The sequence below is a fragment of the Ornithinimicrobium carbonis genome (genome assembly GCF_050703245.1).
Lineage (GTDB): Bacteria > Actinomycetota > Actinomycetes > Actinomycetales > Dermatophilaceae > Ornithinicoccus.
In genome coordinates, this window is record NZ_CP192647.1 from 1825457 (window position 1) to 1850256 (window position 24800).

Annotated in this window: 25 protein-coding genes, 3 tRNA genes and 2 pseudogenes; 13 read left to right on the plus strand and 17 right to left on the minus strand. The window is 72.9% G+C overall.

The genetic code is table 11. The features are described from left to right. Positions 1-38: 38 nt before the first annotated feature. Positions 39-1058 (plus strand): DUF6541 family protein, encoded by a 1020-nt coding sequence (locus tag ACQ95T_RS09130; RefSeq protein ID WP_431473812.1) that lies wholly within the window; start codon positions 39-41, stop codon positions 1056-1058. 63 nt (positions 1059-1121) lie between these two features. Here ACQ95T_RS09130 and ACQ95T_RS09135 read toward each other — a convergent pair whose 3' ends face one another. The 11 genes and pseudogenes from ACQ95T_RS09135 to ACQ95T_RS09185 all read right to left on the minus strand — a co-directional run bounded on the left by ACQ95T_RS09135 (position 1122) and on the right by ACQ95T_RS09185 (position 9380). Then, a complete protein-coding gene (locus tag ACQ95T_RS09135; protein ID WP_425942719.1) occupies positions 1122-1910 on the minus strand; it encodes a glycerophosphodiester phosphodiesterase in 789 nt (262 codons plus the stop codon). A 68-nt stretch (positions 1911-1978) separates the two neighbouring features. Further along, positions 1979-2494: a LuxR C-terminal-related transcriptional regulator gene (locus tag ACQ95T_RS09140; RefSeq protein WP_431473775.1), complete on the minus strand. Its 516-nt coding sequence runs from the start codon at positions 2492-2494 to the stop codon at positions 1979-1981. 129 nt (positions 2495-2623) lie between these two features. Next, positions 2624-3373 (minus strand): sensor histidine kinase, encoded by a 750-nt coding sequence (locus tag ACQ95T_RS09145; RefSeq protein WP_431473776.1) that lies wholly within the window; start codon positions 3371-3373, stop codon positions 2624-2626. After that, entirely contained in the window at positions 3316-4326 is a 1011-nt protein-coding gene (locus ACQ95T_RS09150; RefSeq protein ID WP_431473777.1) for a hypothetical protein, read from the minus strand. The genes ACQ95T_RS09145 and ACQ95T_RS09150 overlap by 58 nt, the downstream gene beginning before the upstream one ends. Positions 4327-4423: 97 nt before the next feature. Then, a complete protein-coding gene (locus tag ACQ95T_RS09155) occupies positions 4424-4855 on the minus strand; it encodes a hypothetical protein (RefSeq protein WP_425942716.1) in 432 nt (143 codons plus the stop codon). Between the two features lie 156 nt (positions 4856-5011). Continuing rightward, positions 5012-5428 carry a hypothetical protein gene (locus ACQ95T_RS09160; protein WP_431473778.1) on the minus strand — a complete coding sequence of 139 codons (417 nt, stop codon included), beginning with the start codon at positions 5426-5428 and terminating at the stop codon, positions 5012-5014. Continuing rightward, on the minus strand, positions 5389-5805 hold the full coding sequence (locus ACQ95T_RS09165) for a spermidine synthase (RefSeq protein WP_431473779.1): 417 nt from the start codon (positions 5803-5805) through the stop codon (positions 5389-5391). The genes ACQ95T_RS09160 and ACQ95T_RS09165 overlap by 40 nt, the downstream gene beginning before the upstream one ends. A gap of 38 nt (positions 5806-5843) precedes the next feature. After that, the gene (locus tag ACQ95T_RS09170; RefSeq protein ID WP_425942714.1) at positions 5844-7373 is read right to left on the minus strand and encodes a helix-turn-helix domain-containing protein; all 1530 of its coding nucleotides are present in this window, start codon (positions 7371-7373) and stop codon (positions 5844-5846) included. Between the two features lie 65 nt (positions 7374-7438). Further along, complete coding sequence (locus tag ACQ95T_RS09175; RefSeq protein WP_431473813.1) at positions 7439-8107, minus strand: HRDC domain-containing protein; 669 nt, start codon at positions 8105-8107, stop codon at positions 7439-7441. Positions 8108-8187: 80 nt separating this feature from the next. Next, a pseudogene (locus tag ACQ95T_RS09180) lies at positions 8188-8784 on the minus strand (ribonuclease D); the annotation flags it as partial. After that, complete coding sequence (locus tag ACQ95T_RS09185; RefSeq protein ID WP_426948813.1) at positions 8718-9380, minus strand: DUF3000 domain-containing protein; 663 nt, start codon at positions 9378-9380, stop codon at positions 8718-8720. The gene ACQ95T_RS09185 and the pseudogene ACQ95T_RS09180, both read right to left, overlap by 67 nt. A 110-nt stretch (positions 9381-9490) precedes the next feature. On the opposite strand from ACQ95T_RS09185, the gene hemE reads away from it, so the two are divergent. Beyond that, positions 9491-10543, plus strand: a complete 1053-nt coding sequence (gene hemE, locus ACQ95T_RS09190) for a uroporphyrinogen decarboxylase (RefSeq protein WP_425942711.1) — start codon at positions 9491-9493, stop codon at positions 10541-10543. Positions 10544-10570: 27 nt separating this feature from the next. On the opposite strand, the gene nadE is transcribed toward hemE, so the two are convergent. Next, on the minus strand, positions 10571-11416 hold the full coding sequence (gene nadE, locus ACQ95T_RS09195) for an ammonia-dependent NAD(+) synthetase (protein ID WP_425942710.1): 846 nt from the start codon (positions 11414-11416) through the stop codon (positions 10571-10573). A 42-nt stretch (positions 11417-11458) separates the two neighbouring features. Here nadE and hemG point away from each other — a divergent pair, with 42 nt between their 5' ends. Genes hemG through ACQ95T_RS09210 form a run of 3 tightly spaced genes read left to right on the plus strand, consistent with a single transcriptional unit; the run spans position 11459 to position 14028 of the window. Further along, positions 11459-12874, plus strand: coding sequence for a protoporphyrinogen oxidase (hemG, locus tag ACQ95T_RS09200; protein WP_425942709.1), 1416 nt, complete (start codon positions 11459-11461; stop codon positions 12872-12874). 46 nt (positions 12875-12920) lie between these two features. Continuing rightward, positions 12921-13628 (plus strand): hydrogen peroxide-dependent heme synthase, encoded by a 708-nt coding sequence (gene hemQ, locus ACQ95T_RS09205; protein ID WP_425942708.1) that lies wholly within the window; start codon positions 12921-12923, stop codon positions 13626-13628. A gap of 31 nt (positions 13629-13659) precedes the next feature. Continuing rightward, the gene (locus ACQ95T_RS09210; protein WP_425942707.1) at positions 13660-14028 is read left to right on the plus strand and encodes an HNH endonuclease; all 369 of its coding nucleotides are present in this window, start codon (positions 13660-13662) and stop codon (positions 14026-14028) included. 7 nt (positions 14029-14035) lie between these two features. Here ACQ95T_RS09210 and msrB read toward each other — a convergent pair whose 3' ends face one another. Continuing rightward, on the minus strand, positions 14036-14500 hold the full coding sequence (gene msrB / locus ACQ95T_RS09215; RefSeq protein WP_425942706.1) for a peptide-methionine (R)-S-oxide reductase MsrB: 465 nt from the start codon (positions 14498-14500) through the stop codon (positions 14036-14038). 104 nt (positions 14501-14604) lie between these two features. Further along, positions 14605-15252: a hypothetical protein gene (locus tag ACQ95T_RS09220; RefSeq protein ID WP_425942705.1), complete on the minus strand. Its 648-nt coding sequence runs from the start codon at positions 15250-15252 to the stop codon at positions 14605-14607. 167 nt (positions 15253-15419) lie between these two features. Here ACQ95T_RS09220 and ligD point away from each other — a divergent pair, with 167 nt between their 5' ends. Genes ligD through ACQ95T_RS09235 form a run of 3 tightly spaced genes read left to right on the plus strand, consistent with a single transcriptional unit; the run spans position 15420 to position 18845 of the window. Continuing rightward, complete coding sequence (gene ligD, locus ACQ95T_RS09225) at positions 15420-16511, plus strand: non-homologous end-joining DNA ligase (protein WP_425942704.1); 1092 nt, start codon at positions 15420-15422, stop codon at positions 16509-16511. A gap of 4 nt (positions 16512-16515) precedes the next feature. Beyond that, positions 16516-17622: an ATP-dependent DNA ligase gene (locus ACQ95T_RS09230; RefSeq protein ID WP_425942703.1), complete on the plus strand. Its 1107-nt coding sequence runs from the start codon at positions 16516-16518 to the stop codon at positions 17620-17622. Next, complete coding sequence (locus ACQ95T_RS09235; RefSeq protein ID WP_425942702.1) at positions 17619-18845, plus strand: alpha/beta hydrolase; 1227 nt, start codon at positions 17619-17621, stop codon at positions 18843-18845. Before ACQ95T_RS09230 ends, ACQ95T_RS09235 begins: the two co-directional genes overlap by 4 nt. A 30-nt stretch (positions 18846-18875) precedes the next feature. Here ACQ95T_RS09235 and ACQ95T_RS09240 read toward each other — a convergent pair whose 3' ends face one another. Further along, positions 18876-19499: a dihydrofolate reductase family protein gene (locus ACQ95T_RS09240; RefSeq protein ID WP_431473780.1), complete on the minus strand. Its 624-nt coding sequence runs from the start codon at positions 19497-19499 to the stop codon at positions 18876-18878. A 192-nt stretch (positions 19500-19691) separates the two neighbouring features. On the opposite strand from ACQ95T_RS09240, the gene ACQ95T_RS09245 reads away from it, so the two are divergent. After that, a complete protein-coding gene (locus ACQ95T_RS09245) occupies positions 19692-20657 on the plus strand; it encodes a polyphosphate kinase 2 family protein (protein ID WP_425942700.1) in 966 nt (321 codons plus the stop codon). Positions 20658-20719: 62 nt separating this feature from the next. Here the strand turns inward: ACQ95T_RS09245 and glgX are convergent. After that, a pseudogene (gene glgX, locus ACQ95T_RS09250) lies at positions 20720-22857 on the minus strand (glycogen debranching protein GlgX). 195 nt (positions 22858-23052) lie between these two features. Here glgX and ACQ95T_RS09255 point away from each other — a divergent pair. From ACQ95T_RS09255 to ACQ95T_RS09265, 3 genes are all read left to right on the plus strand, one after another. Next, positions 23053-23125: transfer RNA gene (locus ACQ95T_RS09255), tRNA-Gly, on the plus strand. Positions 23126-23154: 29 nt separating this feature from the next. After that, a tRNA-Cys gene (locus ACQ95T_RS09260) sits at positions 23155-23225 on the plus strand. Positions 23226-23251: 26 nt separating this feature from the next. Further along, positions 23252-23326, plus strand: a tRNA-Val gene (locus tag ACQ95T_RS09265). Between the two features lie 127 nt (positions 23327-23453). Here the strand turns inward: ACQ95T_RS09265 and ACQ95T_RS09270 are convergent. Further along, the gene (locus ACQ95T_RS09270) at positions 23454-23720 is read right to left on the minus strand and encodes a hypothetical protein (protein WP_425942698.1); all 267 of its coding nucleotides are present in this window, start codon (positions 23718-23720) and stop codon (positions 23454-23456) included. Positions 23721-24394: 674 nt separating this feature from the next. Between ACQ95T_RS09270 and ACQ95T_RS09275 the strand changes: the two genes are divergently transcribed. Beyond that, positions 24395-24556 carry a hypothetical protein gene (locus ACQ95T_RS09275; protein WP_425942696.1) on the plus strand — a complete coding sequence of 54 codons (162 nt, stop codon included), beginning with the start codon at positions 24395-24397 and terminating at the stop codon, positions 24554-24556. Positions 24557-24800 lie beyond the last annotated feature (244 nt).

The following is a 24800-nucleotide window of genomic DNA, read 5'->3' on the forward strand; positions in this document are numbered from 1 at the left end:
GCTGCTGCGCGCTGCTCTCCGTCCTGCTGGCCCGCCAGCTGCGCCGGACCGCCCGTCGCGGGCGCCCCACGCTCGCCTGGACGCTGATGGCCGCCTGGGTGGTCCTCGTCGCCGGCGTGCTGACCTTCCTGGTCACCTTCCCCCCGGTGCGCTCGATCATGGACTACCAGCGCGGCGGGCAGGACTCCTACCTGCCCGGCACCGGGTCCCTGCTCATCGACCACCCGCTCATCTACGTCTACAAGATCACCTCGGTGAACGTCGTCGGGACGCTCCTGGTGGCCACCGGGGCCGCGCTGACGGTCCGCCGGACGCACGCGCGCTGGCTGGTCGCCGCGCTCCTGGCCGCGGCCGTGGTCACCCTGCTGGCCGCCGGTCCTCCCGAGCAGCCGCTGCGGGTCCTCGCCGGGTTCTGGTACACCCAGGCCTCCCGGGTCAACCAGCTGCTCCTCGTCCCCGCGGTGGTCCTGGCCGCGGGGGGTGGGTCGTGGCTGGCCCGCCGGGCCGCCGAGCAGCTGCGGGTGCCGGTCGCCGCTCCCGCCGCGCTCCTCGTCGTCGCCGTGGTGCTGCTCACCTCGGGACTGCGGTGGACCACGCACGTGCAGGTGATGGCGTCCACGTACACCGCATACCCCATCGCCTGGGGCACCATCCTGGAGCCGGAGGAGATCGCGATGGTCGACCGGGCCGCGCAGACCCTGCCGGAGGACGCGGTGGTCCTCGGCGAGGCGGTGGCCGGCTCGCCCTACCTGCTGCACCGGTCCGACGTGCAGGTGGTCTTCCCCCAGCTCAGCCCGGTCCCCGGCTCGCCGGAGCGCGACGTGCTGGAACAGCGCTTCGACGAGTGGCGCACCGACCCCTCCGTCTGCGAGGCGGTCCGCGCGCTGGGCGTGACCCACGTCTACGCGGACTCGCTCACCTTCGAGGACGAGCTCAACGCGAAGTGGGAGGAGACCACCCCGGGGCTGCGGAACATCGAGCCGGGGGGGCAGGGGTGGCGCCAGGTCGACGAGGGCGGGCACGCCTCGCTGTGGGAGTTCACCGGCTGCGACCGGTGACGGGGCGGGGCGGGGCGGGACGGGCGGCGGGGAAGCCTGTCGACCTGGTGGTCGGTGGCCGGCTCAGGCGCCGGTCCACTGCCCCCGCTGCTGCAGCACGTCCTTGAGCACGTCGGCCCGGTCGGTCATGATGCCGTCGACGCGCAGGTCCAGCAGCCGGTGCATCTCGGCGGGGTCGTCGATCGTCCACACGTGGACGAACCGGCCGACCTCGTGCGCCGCGTCCACGGTGGTGGGCGTGACCACCGGGATCCCGCGGTGCTCCGGCGGCACCTGCAGGCCGTCCACCCGGCGGAGGCTGCGGGCAACCACCGTGGCGCGGATGAGCGGCGGCAGCTCGGCCGCGGCCCGGAACGAGGCCGTGCTGCGCTGGCCCGCGGAGGTGGCCACCGGTCGGGTGAGCCGCATGACGGCGGCGTCGCGACGCTGGTCGGAGAAGCTCGTCACGCACACCCGGTCGTGCGCGCGCGTGCGCTCGATGACACGCACCAGCGGCAGGATGGCCCCCGGGCTCTTGATGTCGATGTTGACGCGCAGCTCGGGCCAGGAGCCGAGCAGGTCCTCCAGCTGCGGCACGCGCTCGGTCCCGGCGATGCGCGCCCGCGAGACCTCCCGCCAGGACAGCTCGGGGATCGCGCCGCGACGGTCGGTCACCCGGTCCAGCGTCTCGTCGTGGAAGGCGACGACGACGCCGTCTCGGGTCGCGTGCACGTCGGTCTCGACGTAGCGGTAGCCCAGGGCGACCGCCGCCTCGAAGGCGGGCAGGGAGTTCTCCAACCCCGTCCCGGTGTCGTCGAACCCCCGGTGGGCCATGGCGATCGGACCGGTGTGGTCCAGGTATGCCGTGCGCACCCTTGGAGACTAACGCGCGAGGGGTCCGGTTCCCCGGCAGGTGCGCCGGTCGGACGGGGGAAGAGACGTCATACCAGCCCCGAGCGGTAGGCGTGGACCACGGCCTGCAGGCGGTCCCGGGCGGGCAGCTTCTGCAGGATGTGGGCCACGTGGCTCTTGACGGTGGCCAGCTCGACGACCAGCCGCCCGGCGATCTCGCTGTTGGACAGGCCCTGGCACATGAGCGCGAGCACCTCGCGCTCGCGCTCGGTGAGGCGGTCCAGCCCCGGGCGGGGCGCCCCCGCGTGGCTGCTGACGAAGTGCGCGGCGACCCTGGTGAGCACGCCCGGGGTGAGCACGGCCTCGCCGGCGGCGCAGGCGTGCACGGCGGCGATGAGCTCGCGCGCGTCGGCCGTCTTGAGGAGGAAGCCGTGGGCGCCGGCCTGCATCGCCCCCGCGACGTACTCGTCGAGGTCGAACATCGTCAGCACGAGGATGCGCACCTCCGGCAGCACGCGCAGCAGCTCGGTGGTGGTGCGCACCCCGTTCCAGCCGGGCATCTCCACGTCCATGAAGACCAGGTCGGGCCGGCGCGCGAGCGCCACCCGCACCGCGCACCGCGTCGGCCCCGTCGCCGGCCTCGCCGACCACCTCGATCCCCGGGTCGCTGGAGAGGACCATCGACAGCCCGGCCCGCATCGAGGCGTGGTCGTCCACGATCATGACCCGCACCGTCATCCGCCCACCTCCTCGGTCCGCGCCGCCCCGGGCAGGGCGGGCAGGAAGGCTTCGACCCGGAACCCTCCCCGGTCGGTGTCGCCACCCGCCTCGAGGGTCCCGCCGGCCAGCGCGACCCGTTCACGCAGTCCCACCATGCCGTACCGCCGGTCCGAGCGCCCGCCGGGACCGGGCCCGTCGTCGTGCACGAGGAGCCAGGTGCCCTCGGCGGTGGAGCGCACCCGGACGCGCACGTCGGCCCCGGGGGCGTGCTGCATGGCGTTGGTGAGCGCCTCCTGCAGGACGCGGTAGACGACGTCCATCCGGGCGGGTGGAGGTTCGCCCAGGACCGTCAGCTCGACCGTGCCGCCGGTGGCGCGCACCCGTGCCACGAGCGCCTCCACGTCGGCGACGGTGCGCGGTCCCGGGGCGGGCATCTCGGGGAACCGGTCGAGCGGGGTGAGCTCGCGCAGCGCCTCCTCGCTCGTGGCCACGACGTCCCGCAGCGCCCGGTCCCGGGCCGCCGGTGTCGGGGCCACCTCCAGCACGTTGAGCTGCATGGAGATGAGGCCGACGCTGTGGGAGACCACGTCGTGCAGCTCGCGGGCCACCCGCACCCGCTCGGCCGTCACCGCCCTGGCCACCTCGCGGTCCGTACGAGACTGCACCTCCCGCGCGGCCGCGGCGGTGGCGGCCGACCGGCGCAGGGTCACGGCGCGGAGGAGACCGCCGGCCAGCGCCACGACCACCACGGCGACGGTGGCCACGACCCCCAGCGCAGGCTCCTGCCCGCGCGTGGCCAGGACGGTGGTGGCCAGGAGGAGGGCGGCCCCCAGCTCCGCCCTCCCCGGCGTCCGGGCTGCGGTGCGCCACAGGACGACCCCGACGCCCCGCACCATCCACACCCCGACATCACCGGTGCCCCGAGCCAGAACCCCACCGCGAAGACCAGGGACTGCACCACAGCCGTGAGGACGGGAGCGGTCGTGACTCCCAGGAACGCCGCGGCGGCCAGCACGGTGACCAGGACCACCGCCGGGTCGACGGCCCCCTGCCGGGTGCTCGTGTTGAGCCAGGCCTCGAACGCGCCGAGCAGGACGATGGCCACGGTCTCCACCACGTCGCGCCGGGGCGGCCTCCAGGACCTGTGCGCGGCGTCCGCACCCGGTCCCCGGCGGGTGGCTCCGTGTCGCCCCACGGTGGTGCCGTCGGCATCGCCGTCGCCGTCGCCGACGACGGGGTCCGTCTCCTCGGCCACGCGCAGGATGCCCAGCAGCCGACGCAGCTCGCTGGTGGCGACCTGCGTCCTGGTCCGCAGCGCCCCGACCTGCCGGTCCCAGGCCTCGGTCCGCCCGCCCCCGTCGGACAGGGCCGCCATCGCCCCGTCCCGGACCTGGGTCAGGGTGTCGACCAGCACGCCCCGGATGTCCACGGCCAGCCGCTGGCGCTCCTCGCGGACGGCCCGGTCCGCCAGCGCCCGGGCCGGGACGCCGGCCCTCTGCCGGAGCCGGTCCTCCTCCTCGCGCACGGCCCGGCGGGCGGCGACCAGGTCCATGAGGACCAGCGCCGCCAGGGACCAGACGTAGACGGCCGCGAGCCAGAGCAGCAGCGGCTGCTCCGGCTCGGTGACGAGGGTGAGAGTGGCCAGGCCCAGGCCCAGCAGCAGCGCCGTCCCGGCCCGCACCGCCGTGAGGCGGGGGACGAACCTCGCTCGAGCCATCTCACCTCACTTCGACGGGACTCCGGCCCAGGATTGCCCAGCCCCCCGAGACCGGGCAAGCCTGGGCCGGACGTGCGGTGGTCCGGCTCGGTCGACCTCAGCAGTCGTACGACTCGGCTCCGGCGACGTAGGTCGCCACCATCTGGTCCGGCAGGGGCGACGGAGCTCCGAAGTACTCCAGGCCCTTGCCGTTGGCCCCGTTGGGGTTCATCCGGCCCTTCCCCTTGGGGTCGCCGATCGTCATCTTGTCGAAGATCTTGATACCCACAGGCAGCCCGGCCTCCTCGAGCGCGGCGTACCCTGCGTCGGCCGCACCGGGGCACGCGGCGACGTAGCCCGGGTTGCCCTCCTCGTCCGGGAACGAGGCTCCCATCTCCGCCGAGACGACGAACCAGTTGGGCGAGCTCGGGCCGTTGAGGTTGTACATCGGGATGAAGCAGTGGTGGGCCGAGGCGGACCCGGCGGCCATCGCGACGGCTGCGGTGCCGGCTGCGGTGGCGAGGAGGCCTCGACGGAGCATGCGGTTCATGGGTGTTCCTTCCGGAGCGGGGCGACCCCGGCGTCGCCCGCTGCACCCAGTCCACCGCCCCCGCGACCCGGAGCACGACCCCCACGGGGACGATCGTGCTCCACCGGTCGGACGATCCAGGTCCGCCGCAGGGATGACGGAACGGTCACCCGTCGACTACCGCAGGCGCAGCGGACCGTCCTCCGGCGGCGGGGGAGACGGCTCGCCGACCTCGCCGAACGGCTCCACCCCCCGCTCCGCGACGGCCAGCTGGGCGCTGGGCCGCCACGTCGTCGGGAAGTCGGCCCGGGCCGCGGCCCGGGTCAGGGTGACGTCGTCCAGCGGCGCCCGCGAGGCCACCAGCACCACGTTGCCGAACCGCTTTCCCTTGGCCACCTCCCGCAGGATCAGCTGGCCCACCTGCGGCAGCTCGGTGCGCAGGGTGGCCCCCAGCCGGGTGACCCACCTCAGCCCGGGGGAGTCGGCCGCGTTGACGAGCAGCAGCCCGTCGGGGGCGAGCACCCGGGAGACCTCCCGTGCCCACCGGCGGCCGGTCAGACCGGCGGGCAGCCGTCCCCCGTCGTAGGCGTCCACCACGACGACGTCGGCCGACCCGTCCCGCAGGGCGGCGACCCCGTCCTCCCCGGTGACCGGCCGGACCCGGATCCGGTGGCCCGGGGCAACGGGAGCTCGCGGCGCACCAGCTCGGTCAGGGGCACGTCCGGTTCCAGCACGATCTGGGGGGACCCCGGGTGCACCCGGTGCACCCAGCGCGCGAGCGTCATACCCGCGCCTCCCACGTGCGTGACCGCCAGCGGTGCCGGGTCGGGGCGCAGCGCCTCCAGCACGAGCGCGAACTGCTGGACGTACTCGAAGACGAGCAGGAGCGGGTCGTCGGGGTCGACGTAGGACTGCGGGTGCCCGTCGCGCACGACGGTCGCCCCGCCCCGCTCGTCCCAGACGATGCTCATCGGGTATGCCGTCGCCCGCCCCCGCGCCGGTGCGCGGCTCAGATGTCGCGGAAGGTCTGGATCTGGGCGCCGAGGGCGTTGAGCCGGGTGGCCAGGTCCTCGTAGCCGCGGTTGATGACGTAGACGTTGCGCAGCACCGAGACGCCGGGCGCGGCCAGCATCGCCAGGAGGATGACGACGCCGGGGCGCAGGGCCGGCGGGCACATGATCTCGCCGGCGCGCCACTTCGTCGGACCCTCGATCATCACCCGGTGCGGATCCATCAGGTGGACCTTGGCTCCGAGGGTGGTGAGCTCGGTGAGGTAGATGGCGCGGTTCTCGTAGACCCAGTCGTGGATGAGCGTCGACCCCTGCGCGCACGCCGCGATGATCGCGAAGAACGGCAGGTTGTCGATGTTCAGGCCGGGGAAGGGCAGCGGGTGGATCTTGTCCAGCGGCGCCTTCAGCGGGCCGGGCACCGTGCGCAGGTCGACGAGCCGCGTCACCCCGTTGGCCGAGGTGTACTCCTCGGTGAGCTCGCACTCGAAGCCCATCGTGTCCAGGACGGCCAGCTCGATCTCCATGAACTCGATCGGCACCCGCCTGATGGTGATCTCGCTGCCGGTGACGACCGCGGCGGCCAGCAGGCTCATCGCCTCGATCGGGTCCTCGGAGGGGGAGTACTCGATGTCCTGGTCGATGTGCTCGATGCCGGTGACGGTCAGCGTGGTGGTGCCCAGACCCTCGATCGTCACGCCGAGCTGCTGCAGGAAGACGCACAGGTCCTGGACCATGTAGTTGGACGAGGCGTTGCGGATGACCGTGGTCCCCGGGTGCCGGGCGGCCGCGAGCAGGACGTTCTCAGTGACCGTGTCGCCGCGCTCGGTCAGGACGATGGGACGCTGCGGGCTGGCGGTGCGGTCCACCGACACGTGGTAGGACCCGGTCGTCGCCGTGACGTCGATCCCGAAGTGCCGCAGCGCGATCATGTGCGGTTCGACCGTCCGCGTGCCGAGGTCGCAGCCGCCGGCGTAGGGCAGCTCGAAGGTCTCGAACTCGTGCATGAGCGGACCCAGGAACATGATGATCGTGCGGGTGCGCCGGGCGGCCGTCTCGTCGATGGAGTCGAGGTCGATCTTCTCCGGCGGGCAGATCTCCAGGTCGGAGGAGTCGGGCAGCCAGCGGATCTTGAAGCCGATCGAGGTGAGCACCTCGGTGATCCGGTTGACCTCCTCGATCCGGGCGAGGTTGCGCAGGGTGGTGCGCCCCTTGTTGAGCAGGGAGGCGCACAGGAGCGCGACGGCGGCGTTCTTGGAGGTGCGCACGTCGATCTCGCCGGTGAGCTTGACGCCCCCGGTGATGCGCAGGTTCTGGGGGACGCCGGAGGAGACCTGGACGATCTCGGAGTCCAGCTTCTCCCCGATGCGGGCGATCATCTCCAGGGACAGGTTCTGCTTGCCCTGCTCGATCCGGGCTACGGCACTCTGGCTCGTGCCCAGGAGCTGCGCGAGCTCGGCCTGGGTGAGGTCCTTGTGCCGTCGGGCGTCGCGGATCAGACCGCCGATGCGGGAGAGGTAGCTCTCAGTCATGACGGCCACTGTAGATCACATATATGAGATAGGCATGAGGGCTCACGGGCCGGCCGGGACCGGGTTCAGACCGTCCGCAGCGCCTGCTCGACCACCGGGACGACCAGCTCGCGCTGCCACGGGCGCGCGCCCAGCTCGGCGAAGGCGGCGTCGAGCGCGTCCGGGGTGGCCGGGTGCGGCGGCTCCCACAGGACCCGGCGCACCAGGTCGGGCGTCATGAGGTTCTCCACCGGGACGTCCACCCGCCCGGACAGCTCCGCCAGACCGCTGCGGGCCCGGTCGAGCCGGGCCGCGGCCTCGGGGTCGCGGTCCGCCCAGGCCCGCGCCGGCGGGGGTCCGTCGGGGCGGGGCGACGGCGGGGGGAGCTCGTCCTCGGGCAGCTCGGCGGCACGGCGCAGGGCGTCCAGCCAGACGCGCTGGTGCCGGGCCAGGCCCTGGTCGGCGCGGCGCTGCCGGGCGTGGCCGCGCTCGGCCTTGCCCCCGACCAGGTCCGCGGCGTGGCGGGGCAGCCGCGCGGCCAGGTCCACGAGGGTGGCGTCCGGCAGGATGCGGCCCGGCGGGACGTCCCGCTCGCGGGCGATCCGGTCCCGCTCGAGCCAGAGCTCGCGCAGCGCGGCGGCCTGTCGGGGACGGCGGGCGCGCGCTGCGCGCCGCTGGTGCGGCGCCAGGCGTCCTCGTCGTCGCGCTGGGGCCCGACGAAGTCGACGAGAGCCTCGAACTCCTGCCGCGCCCACTCCAGCTTGCCCTGCTCGGTCAGGTCGCGCTCCATCCGGTCCCGCAGGTCGACGAGCAGCTCCACGTCGAGGGCGGCGTAGCGCAACCAGGGTTCGGGGAGGGGGCGGGTGGACCAGTCCACGGCCGAGTGCTCCTTGGCGAGGGTGACACCGAGGTAGTACTCGAGAGAGGCGGACAGCCCCACCCGGGGCAGGCCGGCGATCCGCGCGCCGAGCTCGGTGTCGAAGAGGCTGCCGGGGCGCAGCCCCACCTCCGCCAGGCACGGGATGTCCTGGGTGGCCGCGTGCAGCACCCACTCGACCCCGTCGAGGGCGTCGGCGACGGGGGAGAGGTCCTCGAGGGCGACCGGGTCGACCAGCCAGGTGCCCGCTCCCTCGCGGCGCAGCTGCACCAGGTAGGCCCGCTGCCCGTAGCGGTGGCCGGAGGCCCGCTCGGCGTCGATCGCGACCGGACCGCCGGCACCGGCCAGCGCGTCGGCCAGCTCGGTCAGCTGCGCGGGCGTCTCGACGACGTGGGGCACCCCCTCGACGGGCGCGTCGAGGGGCTCGAAGTCCTCGGTCCCGGCCTCGCGGTCGAGCTCCTCGCCCCGGTCCGTCGGGCGGCCTGCGCTCACCGGCGGATCCCGCTCAGTGCGACGACGCCCTCCGGCAGCGGGGGCAGGCCGGCCAGGGTGCACAGCAGGTCGCCCCAGGCGCCCAGGTGGGCGGCGGTCTCCTCGGCCTCGCGCCCGGGGGTCAGCACCGGCGTCCAGGAGGCGCGCAGCTCCAGCTCCACGGTGGGCGGCCGGTCGACGAGGGCCCCGAAGCTCTCCGAGGTCACGCAGGTGACGGTGCCGGCCGGGGCGGCCCACGTCAGGTCGGCGGCCTCGAGGGAGTCGGTGAGCCAGGACCAGCCGGCCTGCCCCGCGAGCGGGTCGTGGCCGACCTCCGGCTCCATCTCGGCCTTGGCGTAGCTGACGATCCGCCACGGGCCCTCCCAGGGCTCGGGGCAGGAGGGGTCGTGCAGGAGGACGAAGCGGCCGGTCGCGACGGCGTCGTCGTCCTCGGTCAGGTAGCTGGGGACGACCTCCCCGGAGAGGGCCACCGCCTGCGGCGCCAGCCGGGTCGGGGCCGGCACCTCCTCGAGCTGCAGCTCGGGACGCGTCGTGGCCAGGCGGATGCCCTCCAGGGCCAGCGCGAACGGGGAGACGGCAGAGGCCCCGGAGGTCCCGGCCGGCGCGGACGAGCGGCCCGCGGTCCCCGACCGCGGGCGAGGTCCGGTTCCGCGGCTCACCACCTCTCCACAGTAGGACGCCCCGGGGTGCGCCGGCGGGAGGCGAGGCCGCTCGCGTGTCCGGGACCGGGCCGCCGGTGCCGCCGCAGCCCCGTGGCAGACTTCCCCGGGTGACCAGCCCCAGCCCGCAGACGGCCGACAGCGTCCTCGTCCGCGCCGCCCGCCGGCGGCCGGTGCCCCACACCCCGGTGTGGTTCATGCGGCAGGCGGGACGCTCCCTGCCGGAGTACCGCGCGGTCCGCGCCGACGTCCCCATGCTGCAGTCCTGCCGCACGCCGGAGCTGGTCACCGAGATCACGCTGCAGCCGGTCCGCCGCCACGGCGTCGACGCCGCGATCTTCTTCAGCGACATCGTCGTCCCGCTCCAGGCCGTGGGCCTGGACCTGGACATCGTCCCCGGGACGGGTCCCGTCGTGGCCGAGCCGGTGCGCACCCGGGCGGACCTGGACCGGCTGCCCGAGCTCACCCCCGAGCACGTGCCGGACATCGCCGAGTCGGTGGGCCTGCTCGTCGCCGAGCTCGGGAGCACCCCGCTCATCGGCTTCGCCGGCGCTCCGTTCACCCTGGCCTCCTACCTCGTCGAGGGGGGACCGTCGAAGAACCACGAGCGCACCAAGGCCCTCATGCACGGCGACCCCCAGCTGTGGCACGACCTGTGCACCCGGCTCGCGCAGATCTCGCTGGCCTTCCTGCGGGTGCAGGCGGACGCCGGGGCCTCGGCGGTGCAGCTCTTCGACTCCTGGGCGGGCCACCTGTCCCGGGCGGACTACGCGCGCCTCGTGGAGCCGCACAGCCGCACCGTCCTGGAGGGGATGGCCGCCTCGCATCCCGGGCTGCCGCGCATCCACTTCGGGGTGGGCACGGGCGAGCTGCTGCCGCAGATGGCCGAGGCGGGCGCCGACGTCGTCGGCGTGGACTACCGCGTCAGCCTGGCCGACGCGGTCGAGCGGACCGGGGGACGGTATGCCGTGCAGGGCAACCTGGACCCGGCGCTGCTCTTCGCCCCGTGGGAGGCGCTGGAGCGGCGGGTCCGGGAGATCGTCGAGGAGGGCCGGCAGGCCCCGGGGCACATCTTCAACCTCGGCCACGGTGTGCTGCCCGCCACCGACCCGGACGTGCTCACCCGCGTCGTGGAGCTGGTGCACGAGGTCTCCCGGCGCTGAGCTCCCGGGTGCCGGCCGGCGGCCGGCTCAGCGGTCGCCGAGGAAACCGTCCGGCGTGACCGGCAGGGCCCGCTTGTGGGCCGTACGGCGGTACCACCCCAGGATCGTCGCCTCGTCCTCGGCGGAGACGTCCTGGCCCTCGAGGTAGTCGTCGATCGCGACGTAGCTCACGCCCAGGGCCTCCTCGTCGGACAGCAGCGGCCGGTCGCTCTCCAGGTCGGCCGTCGGCACCTTGTCGACGAGGGCGTCCGGGGCGCCCAGCTCGCGTCCCAGGTCGCGCACCCTGCGCTTGGGCAGGCCGAAGAGCGGGGTGACGTCGGCCGCGCCGTCGCCGAACTTGGTGTAGAAGCCGACGAGCGCCTCGGCAGCCTGGTCGGTGCCCAGGACCAGCATCCCGCGGACCCCGGCGAGGGCGTACTGGGTGACCATGCGGTGGCGGGCCTTGACGTTGCCCTTGTGGTACTCGTCGACGTCGTCGTGGACGTCCAGGCCTGCGTCGAGCAGGGCCTGCCAGTGCGCGTCCACGCCGGGCCCGATGTCGATGGTCATCACCTCGTCGGGGCCGATGAACTCCAGCGCGGCCCGGGCGTCGTCCTCGTCGGCCTGTACCCGGTAGGGCAGCCGGACGGCCACGAAGGCCGCCTCCAGCCCCTCCTGGCGCACCCGCTCACAGGCGAGCTGGGCCAGCCTGCCGCCCACCGTGGAGTCCACCCCGCCGCTGATGCCGAGCACGTAGCCCTTGGTGCCCGTCCGGCGCAGGTACTCCGCGAGGAAGGAGATGCGCCGCTCGGTCTCGGCGGCGGCGTCGAAGGTGTCCGGGTCGACGACCTCGAGGGCCTTCCGGATCTCGTCCTGGGTCTGTCGGTCGGTCATGCCGTCAACCCTAGTCAGGGACGGGGGTGAGACGCTGGGCCGATGACGTCCTACCTCGTGCTCGGCGGCGGGATCAGCGGTCTGGCGGCCGCCGAGGAGATCCTGAGTCGCGACCCCTCGGCCGAGCTCACCGTGCTGGAGGGGTCGGACCGGGTCGGCGGGAAGATCCGGGCCGGGTCCGTCGCCGGGGTGACCGTGGACGTGGGGGCCGAGGCGGTGCTGGTCCGACGGCCGGAGGCGGTGGCGCTGATGGAGCTTGTCGGACTGGCCCAGCACGTCGTCCACCCCACCGGCGCCCCGGCCCGGATCTGGTCCCGCGGCCGTCTGCACCGCATCCCGCCGCGCACGCTCATGGGGGTGCCCGCCGACCCCGGGACCCTGCACGGACTGCTCACCGAGGAGGAGGTGGACCGCGCCCGGCACGAGGTGGTGGGCGGCACGGTGCGGCCCGACGCCGAGGACACCTCGGTCGGCGAGCTCGTCGGCTCCACCCTGGGGCCCGCCGTCGTGGACCGGCTGGTCGAACCGCTCCTCGGCGGGGTGTACGCCGGGTCGGCCGACCTGCTGTCCGCGGCGTCGACGCTCCCGGCACTCCTGGCCGCCGCCCGGTCGGGCCAGCCGCTGCTCGAGGCGGTCGCTCGCGCCGTCCCGGCCGGAGGAGGCACGCAGTCGGCCGCCCCCCGTCCGGTCTTCGCCACGCTCGACGGGGGCCTGCACCGGCTGCCCTCCGCCCTGGCGCAGTCCCTGGCGCGGCGCGGGGCGCGCGTCCTGCTGGGCACCGTGGCCCGCGAGCTGCACCGCCACCCCGACGGGGGCTGGCAGGTGGTGACGGGACCGCGGCCCGCTCCCACGACATACCTGGCGGACCGGGTCGTGCTCGCCGTCCCCGCCGCGCCCGCGGCCCGGTTGCTGCACCCGGTCGCGCCGGACGCGGCGGAGCTGCTGGGCCAGGTCGAGACGGCGTCGATGGCGGTGGTGACCCTCGCCTACCGCAGCCAGGAGCTGGGCGAGCTGGACGGGTCCGGCTTCCTCGTGCCACCGGTGGACGGGCGCACGGTCAAGGCGTCGACCTTCAGCGCGGACAAGTGGGCCTGGGTGCGGGAGGCGGGCCGGGGGGCCGGTCCGTCGGGAGAGGACCTGAGCATCCTGCGCGTCTCGGTGGGCCGGCACCGGGAGGAGGCGACCCTGCAGGTGCCCGACGCCGACCTGGTCGAGGTCTGCCGCAGGGAGCTGGCGCAGGCGCTCGGCCGGGACCTGCCGGCACCGGTCGACGTCGACGTGCGACGGTGGGGCGGAGGGCTGCCGCAGCACGCCGTCGGGCACGGCCGACGGATCGAGCACGTCCGGGCCGCGCTCTCGGAGGTGCCGGGACTGGCGGCCTGCGGGGCCGCCTTCGACGGCGTGGGCATCCCCGCCTGCATCGCCTCCGCGGGGCGGGCCGTCGACGAGCTGGGATGACCCCCCGGGCGGCGGAGGGCAGCGTGGCGGGACACAATGGGCGACCATGACGTCCTACACGCCCCCCACCCCTGAGCAGGTCGACGAGATCAACTCCACGGTGCGCTACGCGGCCTACTCCGTCTTCCGCGCCGGCGCCCCGCTGCCGCACGAGCGGGAGGGGATCGTGGCCGAGGTCGACCGCCTCTTCGCCGAGCTGGGCGACGACGGTCTCGTGGTGCGCGGCGTCTACGACGTCTCCGCCCTCCGGGCCGACGCGGACGTCATGGTCTGGTGGCACGCCGAGGAGGTCGAGACCGTGCAGCGGGCCTACCAGCGGCTGCGGCGCACCGAGCTCGGTCGCCACCTGGACCCGGTGTGGTCGGTCGTGGGGATGCACCGGCCGGCGGAGTTCAACCGCGGCCACGTGCCCGCCTTCCTCTCCGGCCACGAGCCGGGGAGGTACCTGTGCGTCTACCCCTTCGTGCGCTCCTACGAGTGGTACATCCTCGACCCCGCCGAGCGGGGCCGGATGCTGCGCGAGCACGGCCAGGCCGCGGCGGACTACAAGGACGTGCTGGCCAACACCATCTCGGCCTTCGGGCTGGGGGACTACGAGTGGTTGCTGGCGTTCGAGGCCGAGGAGCTGCACCGCATCGTGGACCTGATGCGCGACCTGCGGGCCACCGACGCGCGCCTGCACGTGCGCGAGGAGGTGCCCTTCTTCACCGGCCCGCGGGTGGAGCTCGCCGACCTGGTCGACTCGCTCCCCTGAACGGGGCGCGGCACGGCATACCCTCGGGCCCATGGTCTCCCGCACCCGCTCGGCGCGCTCCTCGCGCCGACGGGCGCGGCGCATGGCGCGGGTGGAGCACGACCTCGCACCGGCCCAGTGGGCGGCGCTGCTGGAGGTCTGGGGCGGGTGCGCCTACTGCGGCGCGCCGCCGGTGGGGCTGCAGAAGGACTGCCTGCTGCCGATCTCACGGGGCGGGCGGTACACGCTGGAGAACGTCGTGCCCGCCTGCCGGTCGTGCAACGCGAGCAAGTGCTCCACCGAGGTCACCGTGTGGCTGCGGCGCAAGAAGATGGACGAGCGGGCGTTCCTGGTCCGGCATGCCGAGCTGAGGAGAGCCGTGGCCGACCGGCTGGCCGACCACGGCCCCAAGACCGGCTGAACCGCGCTCAGGCCTGCTCGTCGCCGGCCGGCTGCAGGGTCATGGCGATCGAGTTCATGCAGTAGCGCAGGTCGGTGGGGGTCTCGTAGCCCTCGCCCTCGAAGACGTGCCCCAGGTGCGAGCCGCAGGAGCCGCAGCGCACCTCGGTGCGGGTGCGGCCCAGCGAGTCGTCCTTGATGTACTGGACCCGGTCCTCGGCGAGCGGGGCGTAGAAGCTCGGCCAGCCGCAGTGCGACTCGAACTTGGTCTCGGAGCGGAAGAGCTCGGCCCCGCACGCGCGGCAGCTGTAGACGCCCTCGGTCGTGGTGTTCGTGTACTCACCGACGAACGGTCGCTCGGTGCCGGCCTCGCGCAGGACGTGGTACTCCTCCGGCGTCAGCTGCGCCTTCCACTCCTCCTCGGGACGGACGGTGGGGTAGGCGGTCGCGCCCTTGGCGGCGTCGGTGGCGGGGGTGCTGTGGTGGTGGGCCATGTCGTGGTCAACGACGTGGGGGCGCAGTTGTTCCCGGGCGGCGCGGCGGGCGCGTCGCCCGGGAACGGAGCACCGGAGGGCCGATGATCAGGCTCGGCCCCGGCTCACGGCATCCGCCACCGGTCCTGGGACCGGTAGCTGCCGGTGTAACCGGCCTTTCCGTCGAGGCTCAGGTCTCCGAGATCGCCGCTGACTGTGGCCCTGCTCGCCGTCCGGGTGGCCCTGAAGGAGAAGGACTCACCGGTCTCCCCGTCCCTGAACGTATAGGTCTGCGTCTCCCGGGAGGACTTGCCGTAGGGGGTCAGGCTCACGTCGAGCGGCACGATGGTCGCCGTCTCATTCCCCTCCCCGGTCTCCTCGTCCCAGGAGAAGGCATTCATCCGCAGGTCGCCGACCACGGCGGTGGTGGCGTTCTTGCCCTTGCCGGTCGATACGTCGAGGTCCCCGCCGTCGAACCACACGTCGGCGACGTAGGTGCAGCCCTCGGCGTCGTCGCCGGGGGCGGCCCCGTCCTCGCACTGGAAAGCGCTGGCACCGCCCATGGCCCAGTCACCGAAGATCTCCAGGGAGCCAAAGGCGAGGTAGTTGCCGGGAATGGCGTCGGACGCCTCGGGACCGGTCAGGTCGATCGAGGCGAAGGTGCCCGAGGACCGGACGTGTCCGGCCTCTCCGGCGCTGGCAGGCAGGACCGCGCCCGCGACGAGCGGGGCGGCGAGGAGGGCGGTGGTGAGGGTGCGGGCGGTGGTTCGCATCTGGTTCCCCTTTGAACCTAGGGCCGTCACCTGGGACGGCCCGTCAAGTCAGGTGCCGAGCGGCACCTGCTGCTGAGCATTCCGTCGAAACCACCCGCTGTGTTGCACCGCACGCACGGTGATCTTGGTCACACCGTGTGCCGTGGGGCAGTCGGTAGGTTACGGACATGCCCGAGGCCATGACCCTGACCGCTCCCGGACCCGGCGGCGACGACCGTCAGGTGCGTCTCTCCAGCCCCGACAAGGTCGTCTGGCCGGCCACCGACCGTGGTGCCGCGATCACCAAGGCCGACCTGGCGGCATACCTGCAGGCCGTCGCGGAGCCGATGCTGCGCGGGCTGGCCGACCGCCCCGTGACCCTGCAGCGCGTGCGCGGAGGCATCGAGGGGGAGGAGTTCTACTCCAAGAACCCGCCGAAGGGGGTCCCGGAGTGGTCGCGCACGACGATGGTCACCTACCCCAGCGGGCGCAGCCACCCCCAGCTGGTCGTCGACGACCTGGCCACCCTGCTGTGGACCGCGCAGATGGGCACGGTCACCTGGCACCCGTGGCCGGTGCGCACGGGGGACAACGACCACCCCGACGAGGTCCGGGTCGACCTGGACCCCCAGCCGGGCCGCAGCTACCGCGACGTCGTGGAGGCCGCCCACGGCCTGCGCGAGGTCATGACCGAGGTGGGGCTGCGACCGTTCGTCAAGACGACCGGCAGCCGGGGCGTGCACGTCTTCGCCTCGGTCCGGCCGACGCTGGAGTTCCTCGACGTGCGCCACGCCGTCATCGCGATCGCCCGGGAGCTGGAGCGTCGCCACCCCGACCTGGTGACGACCGCGTGGTGGAAGGAGGAGCGGGGGGAGCGGATCTTCGTCGACTACAACCAGGCGACCCGCGACCGGACCCTGGCGGCGGCGTGGAGCCCGCGTATCCTGCCCGGGGCGCCGGTGTCGGTCCCGGTCTCCTGGGAGCAGCTGGACGAGGTCGACCCGACCACGCTCGCGGTCCACACCGTGCCCGGGTGGCTGGCCGAGCACGGCGACGCCTGGGCCGGTCTGCACGAGGACCCGGCCGACCTCGCCGCCGCGCACGCCCTGTGGGAGGCCGACCTGGAGCGCGGCCTGGGCGAGCTGAGCTTTCCTCCGGACCACCCCAAGATGCCGGGGGAGCCGCCGAGGGTGCAGCCGAGCAAGAAGGTCGCCGAGCACTGGGACGAGGAGGGCAACCGCGTGGAGCCTCCGCAGCGTCGGTCGGATCGGGCAGACTGACGCCGTGGACCTGCCCGTCGTTCCGCCCCTCGCGCCCATGCTGGCCAAGCCGCTGAAGACGCTGCCCGAGGGGTGGTGGTACGACCCCAAGTGGGACGGGTTCCGCTCGATCGCCTTCCGCGACGGCGACGAGGTGGTCCTGGGCAGCCGCAACGAGAAGCCGTTGACCCGCTACTTCCCCGAGGTCGTCGAGGCCGCCCTGGAGCACCTGCCGTCCCGGTGCGTCGTCGACGGGGAGATCGTGGTGACCACCGCCGACGGCACCCGGCTGGACTTCGAGGCCCTCCAGCAGCGCATCCACCCGGCGGACTCGCGGGTGCGGATGCTGGCGGAGGCGACCCCGGCCACGTTCGTGGCCTTCGACCTGCTCGCCCTGGGCGAGGAGGACCTGCGGGGTATGCCGTTCCGCGAGCGCCGGGCGCGCCTCGAGGAGGCGCTGGGCGGGCTGGAGGCGGACCGGTCGGACCGGGTGGCCGGCGGTCGGCCGGTCGGGGTGCACCTCTCGCCCGTCACCGACGACGAGGAGGTCGCGATGCGCTGGTTCCGCGACTTCGAGGGGGCGGGCCTGGACGGTCTGATCGCCAAGGACCCCGACGCCCCCTACCAGCCCGGCAAGCGGGTGCTCACCAAGCTCAAGCACGAACGGACGGCCGACTGCGTCGTCGCCGGGTACCGGACGCACAAGACCGACGACGAGGCCGTCGGGTCCCTCCTCCTGGGGCTCTACGACGAGGACGGCACGCTGGCCAGCGTGGGGGTGAGCTCGTCCTTCCCGATGGCGCGGCGCCGCGAACTCTTCGTCGAGCTGCAGGAGCTGGTGACCGACCTGGACGGCCACCCGTGGGACTGGGCCCGGCACCTGGCGGGGGAACGCACGCCGCGCAAGAGCGAGCAGTCCCGCTGGGCCGCGGGCAAGGACCTCTCGTTCACCGCCCTGCGACCCGAGCGGGTCGTGGAGGTGCGGTACGACTACCTGGAGGGGCAGCGCTTCCGTCACACGACGCAGTTCGTGCGCTGGCGGCCGGACCGGGACCCCCGCAGCTGCACCTACGACCAGCTCGACCGGCCCCAGGACTACGACCTGGCCGACGTCCTGGGCGTGGGACGGTGAGCACGGGGGCCCGGCGGGCCGCGTCGGTGGGGGCCGGCGTCGTCGGCGGGGCGGCCCTCGGGGGTGCGGTGTCCATGGGGACGGCCACCTACTTCGCCCACCGGATCATCACCCCGGAGCACGAGAAGAAGGACGACACGACGATCGTCGCGGTGGACGTCGACGGCGGCGTCGGCACCGTGACCCTGCGGTCCACGCCCTGGACCACCGCCCCGGGCCGCTACGGCCTGTGGCTCGACGGAGGAGCCGGTCACGCCCGGCTGGGGGACGTCGTCGAGGCCGGCCACGACGGCACCGGGGGTGGCGCCGAGCCGCCGGAGGGGCGTTCGCGCGGCCGACGTGCCCCCGCCACGGTGACGCGCCAGGTGCTCGGGGTCGACCGGGGGGAGCTGGCTCCCGGGAGCGCGCGGTGGAACAACTACTTCTACTGCGGCACACCGGGTTCGGCCGTCGACCTGGCGTACGAGGACGTCGTGGTCACCTCCGACGTCGGGGACCTCCCGGCGTGGAAGGTGGCGCCCGACCCCGCCAGGGACACCGGCGACTGGGCGGTCCTGGTGCACGGGCGCAGCGCGCAGCGTGAGGAGTGCCTGCGGGCCCTGCCGGTCCTGCACCGGATGGGCTTCACCAGCCTGGTCCCGATGTACCGCAACGACATCGGCGCACCGCCGTCGGCCGACGGGCGCTACAGCCTGGGGCTGTCCGAGTGGCGCGACATCGACGCGGCGATGCGTTTCGCCCTCGACCAGGGCGCCCGTCGCCTGGTGCTGGTGGGGTGGTCGATGGGTGGGGCGATCGTCCTGCAGGCGCTCAACCGGTCCGAGGTGGCCTCCCGGGTCCACCGGGTGGTGCTCGACGGTCCGGTCATCGACTGGGGGTCGGTGCTGGCCCACCAGGCCGACCTGCACTTCATCCCGCGGCCGATCGACCACCTGGCCCGCTCGCTCCTGCGGTCGCGCGCCTCCCGCCACCTGCTGCGGATCGCCGAGCCGGTGGACGTGGCCGCGACCAACTGGGTGGACCGGGCCGACGAGGTCAGCCACCGCATCTTCATCATCCACTCGGCCACGGACGAGACCGTGCCCTTCGGCCCCTCGCAGGACCTCGCGCGGCGTCGCCCCGGGCTGGTCCACACCTTCGTCTGGCCGCGGGCGCGGCACTGCCAGGAGTGGAACACCAACCCCTCGCTGTGGGAGGACCTGGTCGCCAGCTTCGTGCGGTGAGGACCGTGATGATGGTGCCGGTCGTGAGGATCAGCGCAGCCGGGTCCGGACCAGCACGTCCCCTCCCCAGGTGAGCAGGTGCGTGGCCCGACCGAGGAGGCCGCCGAAGGAGGTCGTCGGGGGCACGAGGAGCGGTCCGTCGCCGCCGGCGAGGACCGGCCGGACCGTGAGGCACAGCTCGTCCACCGCCCGGGCGGCGAGCCAGTTCCCGAACACCTGGGGCCCTCCTTCCAGGAGGATCCGGCGCAGCCCACGGCGCGCAAGCTCCGCCAGCACCTCCCCGGGCGCCAGGCTCCGGCCCCGGCCGCCCAGCACCAGGACGCCACCACCCCCGCCCTGTCCCAGCTCCTCGTCCCGCCCAGCCTGGCCGTTCCCCCCGGCGTCGCCGTCGCCCCCAGCCTCTCTGCGCTCCCCGGCCGCCCCGAGAGAGTCGGGAAGGACACCGTCGCGGGTGAGCAGCACGAGCAGGGCGCCGGGAACGGGCTCGTACTCCTCGGTCCGGGCCGTCCCCGCCCCGACCACGACCACCTGGGCCCAGGAGCGCAGGTGGTCGAAGACGGCATGGTCGCCCGGGGAGCCGGCGTTCAGGCTGGAGCTGCGGCCGTCGGGCCCGCTGGCCCGGCCGTCCAGGGTCGTCACGAAGCTGGCCCGCACCCAGGGGCGGTGTCGACGCCCCGCGGCACGGCATACCAGCGGTCCAGGTCTGCGGGCCCGAGCGGGCCGGCCCCGACCTGTGGTGGTGGGGAGGTCATGGACCCATCCTGCCGGTCCGCCGCGTCGGCACGGGGACGGCATCAGGACGCGCCCCGGGTGGGCGCGGACCGACCCCTCTGCCAGGATGGCTCGATGGCCAGGAGCGAGAAGAAGAAGTCCACGAAGAAGAAGGACGCATCCCCGAAGGACGCCGCAAAGACGTCCTCGACGAAGGCGGCGGACGCGGCGGCGGGCACGCCGGACCCCGCCGTCTCGACGGACGCGGGCACCCCGTTCAGCGACGCCCTGCGGGTCGGGGAGGGCTTCGTCCTCGCCGACGTCGCCCCGCGGTCCACCCCCGCGTTCGACGGTGGGAAGGCGGAGGGGAAGGCGGCCCTGGGGGAGGTCGACGACGAGCTGGACGCGCTCCAGGAGATGCTCTTCGCCAGCAGCACGGCCGGGGACCGGCGTCGGGTGCTGCTGGTCGTCCAGGGCATGGACACGGCCGGCAAGGGCGGAATCATGCGGCACGTGGTCGGCGCCGTCGACCCCCAGGGGGTGCAGATCAAGGCGTTCAAGAAGCCGACCGAGGAGGAGCTCAGCCATCCCTTCCTCTGGCGCATCCGGCAGGCCGTGCCCGACCCGGGGATGATCGGCGTCTTCGACCGGTCCCACTACGAGGACGTGCTGGTGGTGCGGGTCCACGACCTGGTCCCGCCGGCCCAGTGGGGGCGCCGCTACTCGACCATCAACGACTTCGAGAAGAGCCTGGTCGACGACGGGGTGACGCTGATCAAGGTGATGCTGCACATCTCTGCGGAGGAGCAGAAGGAGAGGCTCGGAGAGCGGCTGGAGCGGCCCGACAAGTACTGGAAGTACAACCCCGGAGACCTCGACGAGCGGGCGCACTGGGACGCCTACCAGGAGGCCTACCAGGTCGCCCTGGAGCGGTGCAGCACGCAGGTGGCCCCGTGGTTCGTCGTGCCGGCGGACCGCAAGTGGTACGCCCGGCTCGCGGTGCAACGGCTGCTGCTGGAGCACCTGCGGGCGCTGGACCTGCGCTGGCCCCCGGCCGACTTCGACGTCGAGGCGGAGCAGGAGCGGCTCGCGGCGGGCTGACGCGGACCCGACCCTGGACCCCAGCCGGCCCGGCACCATCGCGGTGCCGGGCCGGCTGCGGTTCAGCTCCCGTTCGTCCCGGCCAGCTGGGGCTGGGGGGTCGCCTGCAGGAGGACCACCGCGCGCGGCGGCATCGGGTGCGTCGAGCCCGTCTCCCACGGGACGTCGTCGTCGATGTCGTCCCCGGAGGTGTCCACGGCGACCTGCCAGGTGGTGGTGTCGATCCCGTCGGGAACGGTGAACTCGACCGTCTCGTGGTGACCGTTGATGAGCAGCAGGAAGTGGTCGTCGAGGACGGGGCGGCCCCGCTCGTCGGTCTCGGTGATCGCCTCCCCGTTGAGGAAGACGGCCACGCCTGCTCCTTGCTGTGCCACCCGCCCTCGGTCATGACCGAGCCGTCGGGGGAGTACCAGACGATGTCGCCGAAGTCGCTCTGCCCGCCGTGGTCGGCGTCACCGGCGAAGAACCGGCGTCGACGGAAGACCGGGTGCTCCCGGCGCAGCTGGATCAGGTGGGCGGTGAAGTCCAGCAGGTCGCTCTGCTCGGGCGCCAGGTCCCAGTCCATCCAGGCCAGCTCGTTGTCCTGGCAGTAGACGTTGTTGTTGCCCATCTGGGTGCGCCCCATCTCGTCCCCGTGGGCGAGCATCGGCACCCCCTGGCTCAGCAGGAGCGTGGCCAGGAAGTTCTTCTGCTGCCGCAGGCGCAGCGCCGAGATCTGGGGGTCGTCGGTGGGACCCTCCACCCCGCAGTTCCAGGACCGGTTGTGCGCCTCGCCGTCGTTGCCGCCCTCGCCGTTGGCGTCGTTGTGCTTCTCGTTGTAGGAGACCAGGTCCCGCAGCGTGAAGCCGTCGTGGGCGGTGATGAAGTTGACCGAGGCGAAGGGCCGGCGTCCGCTGTGCTCGTAGAGGTCCGAGGAGCCCGTCAACCGGGAGGCGAACTCGCCCATGGTGGCCGGGGCGCCCCTCCAGAAGTCCCGGACGGTGTCGCGGTACTTGCCGTTCCACTCCGTCCACAGGGGCGGGAAGTTGCCCACCTGGTAACCCCCGTCGCCCAGGTCCCAGGGCTCGGCGATGAGCTTGACCTGGGAGATGACCGGGTCCTGCTGGATGATGTCGAAGAAGGCCGAGAGCTTGTCGACCTCGTGGAACTGCCGCGCCAGGGTGGCGGCCAGGTCGAAGCGGAACCCGTCCACGTGCATCTCGGTGACCCAGTAGCGCAACGAGTCCATGATCAGCTGCAGCACGTGCGGGCTGCGCATGAGCAGGCTGTTGCCGGTCCCGGTGGTGTCGTAGTAGTGCGCCTTGTCGAAGTCGACGAGCCGGTAGTAGCTGGCGTTGTCGATCCCGCGGAAGGACAGGGTGGGACCCAGGTGGTTGCCCTCGGCCGTGTGGTTGTAGACGACGTCGAGGATGACTTCGATGTCGGCCTCGTGCAGCGCCTTGACCATCGACTTGAACTCGGTCACCTGCTGCCCGCGGTGGCCGTAGGCGGAGTAGGCGTTGTGCGGGGCCAGGAAGCCGATGGTGTTGTAGCCCCAGTAGTTGGACAGGTCCTTGTCCTGCAGGTGCGGGTCGTCGACGAACTGGTGGACGGGCAGCAGCTCGATGGCCGTGACCCCCAGCGTGGTCAGGTGGTCGATGACGGCCGGGTGGGCGACGCCGGCGTAGGTGCCTCGGATCTCCGGCGGGACGTCGGGGTGGTTCATCGTCAGACCCTTGACGTGGGCCTCGTAGACCACCGTGTCGGCGTAGGCGTGCCGCGGGGGCCGGTCGTGGCCCCAGTCGAAGAACGGGTTGACCACGACCGAGAGCATCGTGTGCAGGAGGGAGTCGTCCTCGTTGTAGGAGGTGGGGTCCCCGAAGTCGTAGCCGAAGATGCCCTGGTGGTTGCGGATCTGCCCGCTGATGGCCTTCGCGTAGGGATCCAGCAGCAGCTTGTTGGGGTTGAACCGGTGGCCCTCCTCGGGGGCGTACGGCCCCGTGACCCGGTAGCCGTACCGCTGGCCTGGCTGGCAGTTGGGGATGTAGCCGTGCCAGACGTGGGCGTCGACCTCCTCCAGGGGGATGCGCACCTCTTTGGCGCGCTCGCCGATGAGGCACAGCTCGACCGAGGTCGCGTGCTCGGAGAACAGGGCGAAGTTCACGCCGCGGCCGTCGAAGGTTGCGCCGAGGGGATAGGCGCTGCCGGGCCAGACATCCATGGTGGGTCGACTTTCGGTGGGGGATCGGTGGGGCAAGGGACCGGGGACCTCGTCGTCGCCGCCCTCCATTGTGACCGAACGAGGACCGTTCCCCCGACAACCGTCGCCCCTCGACACGCCTCCGTCGCCGGATTTGGACCTCCGCCGCCAGTCGGCTAATGTTCTTTCTCGCGCCACCGAAGACGGTTGGGGCACGCGGACGTAGCTCAGTTGGTAGAGCGCAACCTTGCCAAGGTTGAGGTCGCCGGTTCGAGCCCGGTCGTCCGCTCGGAGGCACAACCACCACGGTTGCCTCACGGTGGAGTGGCCGAGAGGCGAGGCAACGGCCTGCAAAGCCGTCTACACGGGTTCAAATCCCGTCTCCACCTCGCTTGACGGACATGTCCACGAGCACGGGCGATTGGCGCAGTGGTAGCGCGCTTCCTTGACACGGAAGAGGTCACTGGTTCAAACCCAGTATCGCCCACCAGATACCGCAGGTCAGAGGCCTTTTCGAGGGCCTCGACGTGTCTTCGAGGAAGAAACAAGGAACAACGGGGTGCCGTCATCCCCAGGCAAAGGGTCGGTATGGAACCATCCGCACGATGGAACCAGCCTCACGGCAGTGACGCACTCGTCATCTGGGTGATGACCCATCGCTCGCCGACGTACGTCATCTCCACCAACAGCTGACCTTCCGCACCCTCGGGATCGCTCGCGACTGCGCTGCCGCTCGCGTCGACGATGTCCGGGACGAGCCAGTCCACGTCGATCTCGACTCCCGCACCGCGGTCGACGAGCATGGCCTCGAGAACCTCGACATCCGCGAAGGGTCCGGTGGCGACCTGCGACTCCTCGGACATCGCGTCGACCGCGGTGACCATGGCATCACCGGGTCGGCACGTGGGCGCGGCCAGGGCGTCGAGGACGCCCAGTTAAGGCTGGGCTGCCATGCGGTTCAGCACCTCGAAGTAGTGCTCGACGAAGGCTTGCGCTCCGGCCTCGGTCTGCTCACGCGCAACTGCGGGCAGCTCGGGCAGGCTGACCCCATCAGCGGCTGGCGGCTCGGTCTTCTCGCCGTCATCGGGCGCCCGCGACGTCAATGTCACCGGGCCGGCCTCCGACGTCGTGACCCCGGGTTCGTCAAGGGTGCTGCACGCGGCGCTCGTGAGCAGAGCCAGGGTCAGCGCGAGCCGGCGGCGAGGCGCACGGGTGTCTCCCTCAGGTCGACGACGTCAGGATGGTCCGGTGGGTCGCCAGTCTCACCGATTCACGAGCCCGGCGCCACGGTCGAGCCGGTGCGTTGGCCCGTGACAGGCCCGGCCTGCCACACGCCGCCACGACCACGGAGGCTGTTGCGTCTAGGGTCCACAGGTGTCCCAAGGCTCACACTCACTCTCCACCGTCCATGGGTGGCCCCGCGTATCCCGCGACCTGCGAAAGAGGAGCAAACCGGGCGCCGAGGATGACTCGCAGCGCCTTGGCGAGACCGTCGAGGAGGCCATCCGGGCCTCGGGGCAGGCGGAGCTCGACGCGCACGAGATCGGGATGGCGATCCTTGGCCCCGCTGCGCGACCTCGACAAGGTGGCCGATCTGCGGTTCGCCTCCGGCTACCAGGCGTTCAACTCCCTCGACGACTTCCAGACCGCCACAACCCTCCTGCGCGCGGCGCGCAAGCCGACGGGTATGTCGGTGGCGCCAGGCAGCGGTGACCACTGAGAGACCACGAAGCACTGCTCGAGACCGGCGGAATCAGCCCCACCCACACCCTCGATGGCGAGAACTCTCAGGGGGTGCGTCCAGATCCGTCCATCTGTTTCCCTCGCCGATATGCCCTCTGACCTGCGAGTTATCATCAAAGTGGACGGCGGGGGGTCGTAACCTCTTCCAAGAGTTGAAACCCAGTATCGCCCGCCCTCTGAACAAGCCCCTGGCCAGCGGAACGCTGCTCAGGGGCTCTTTC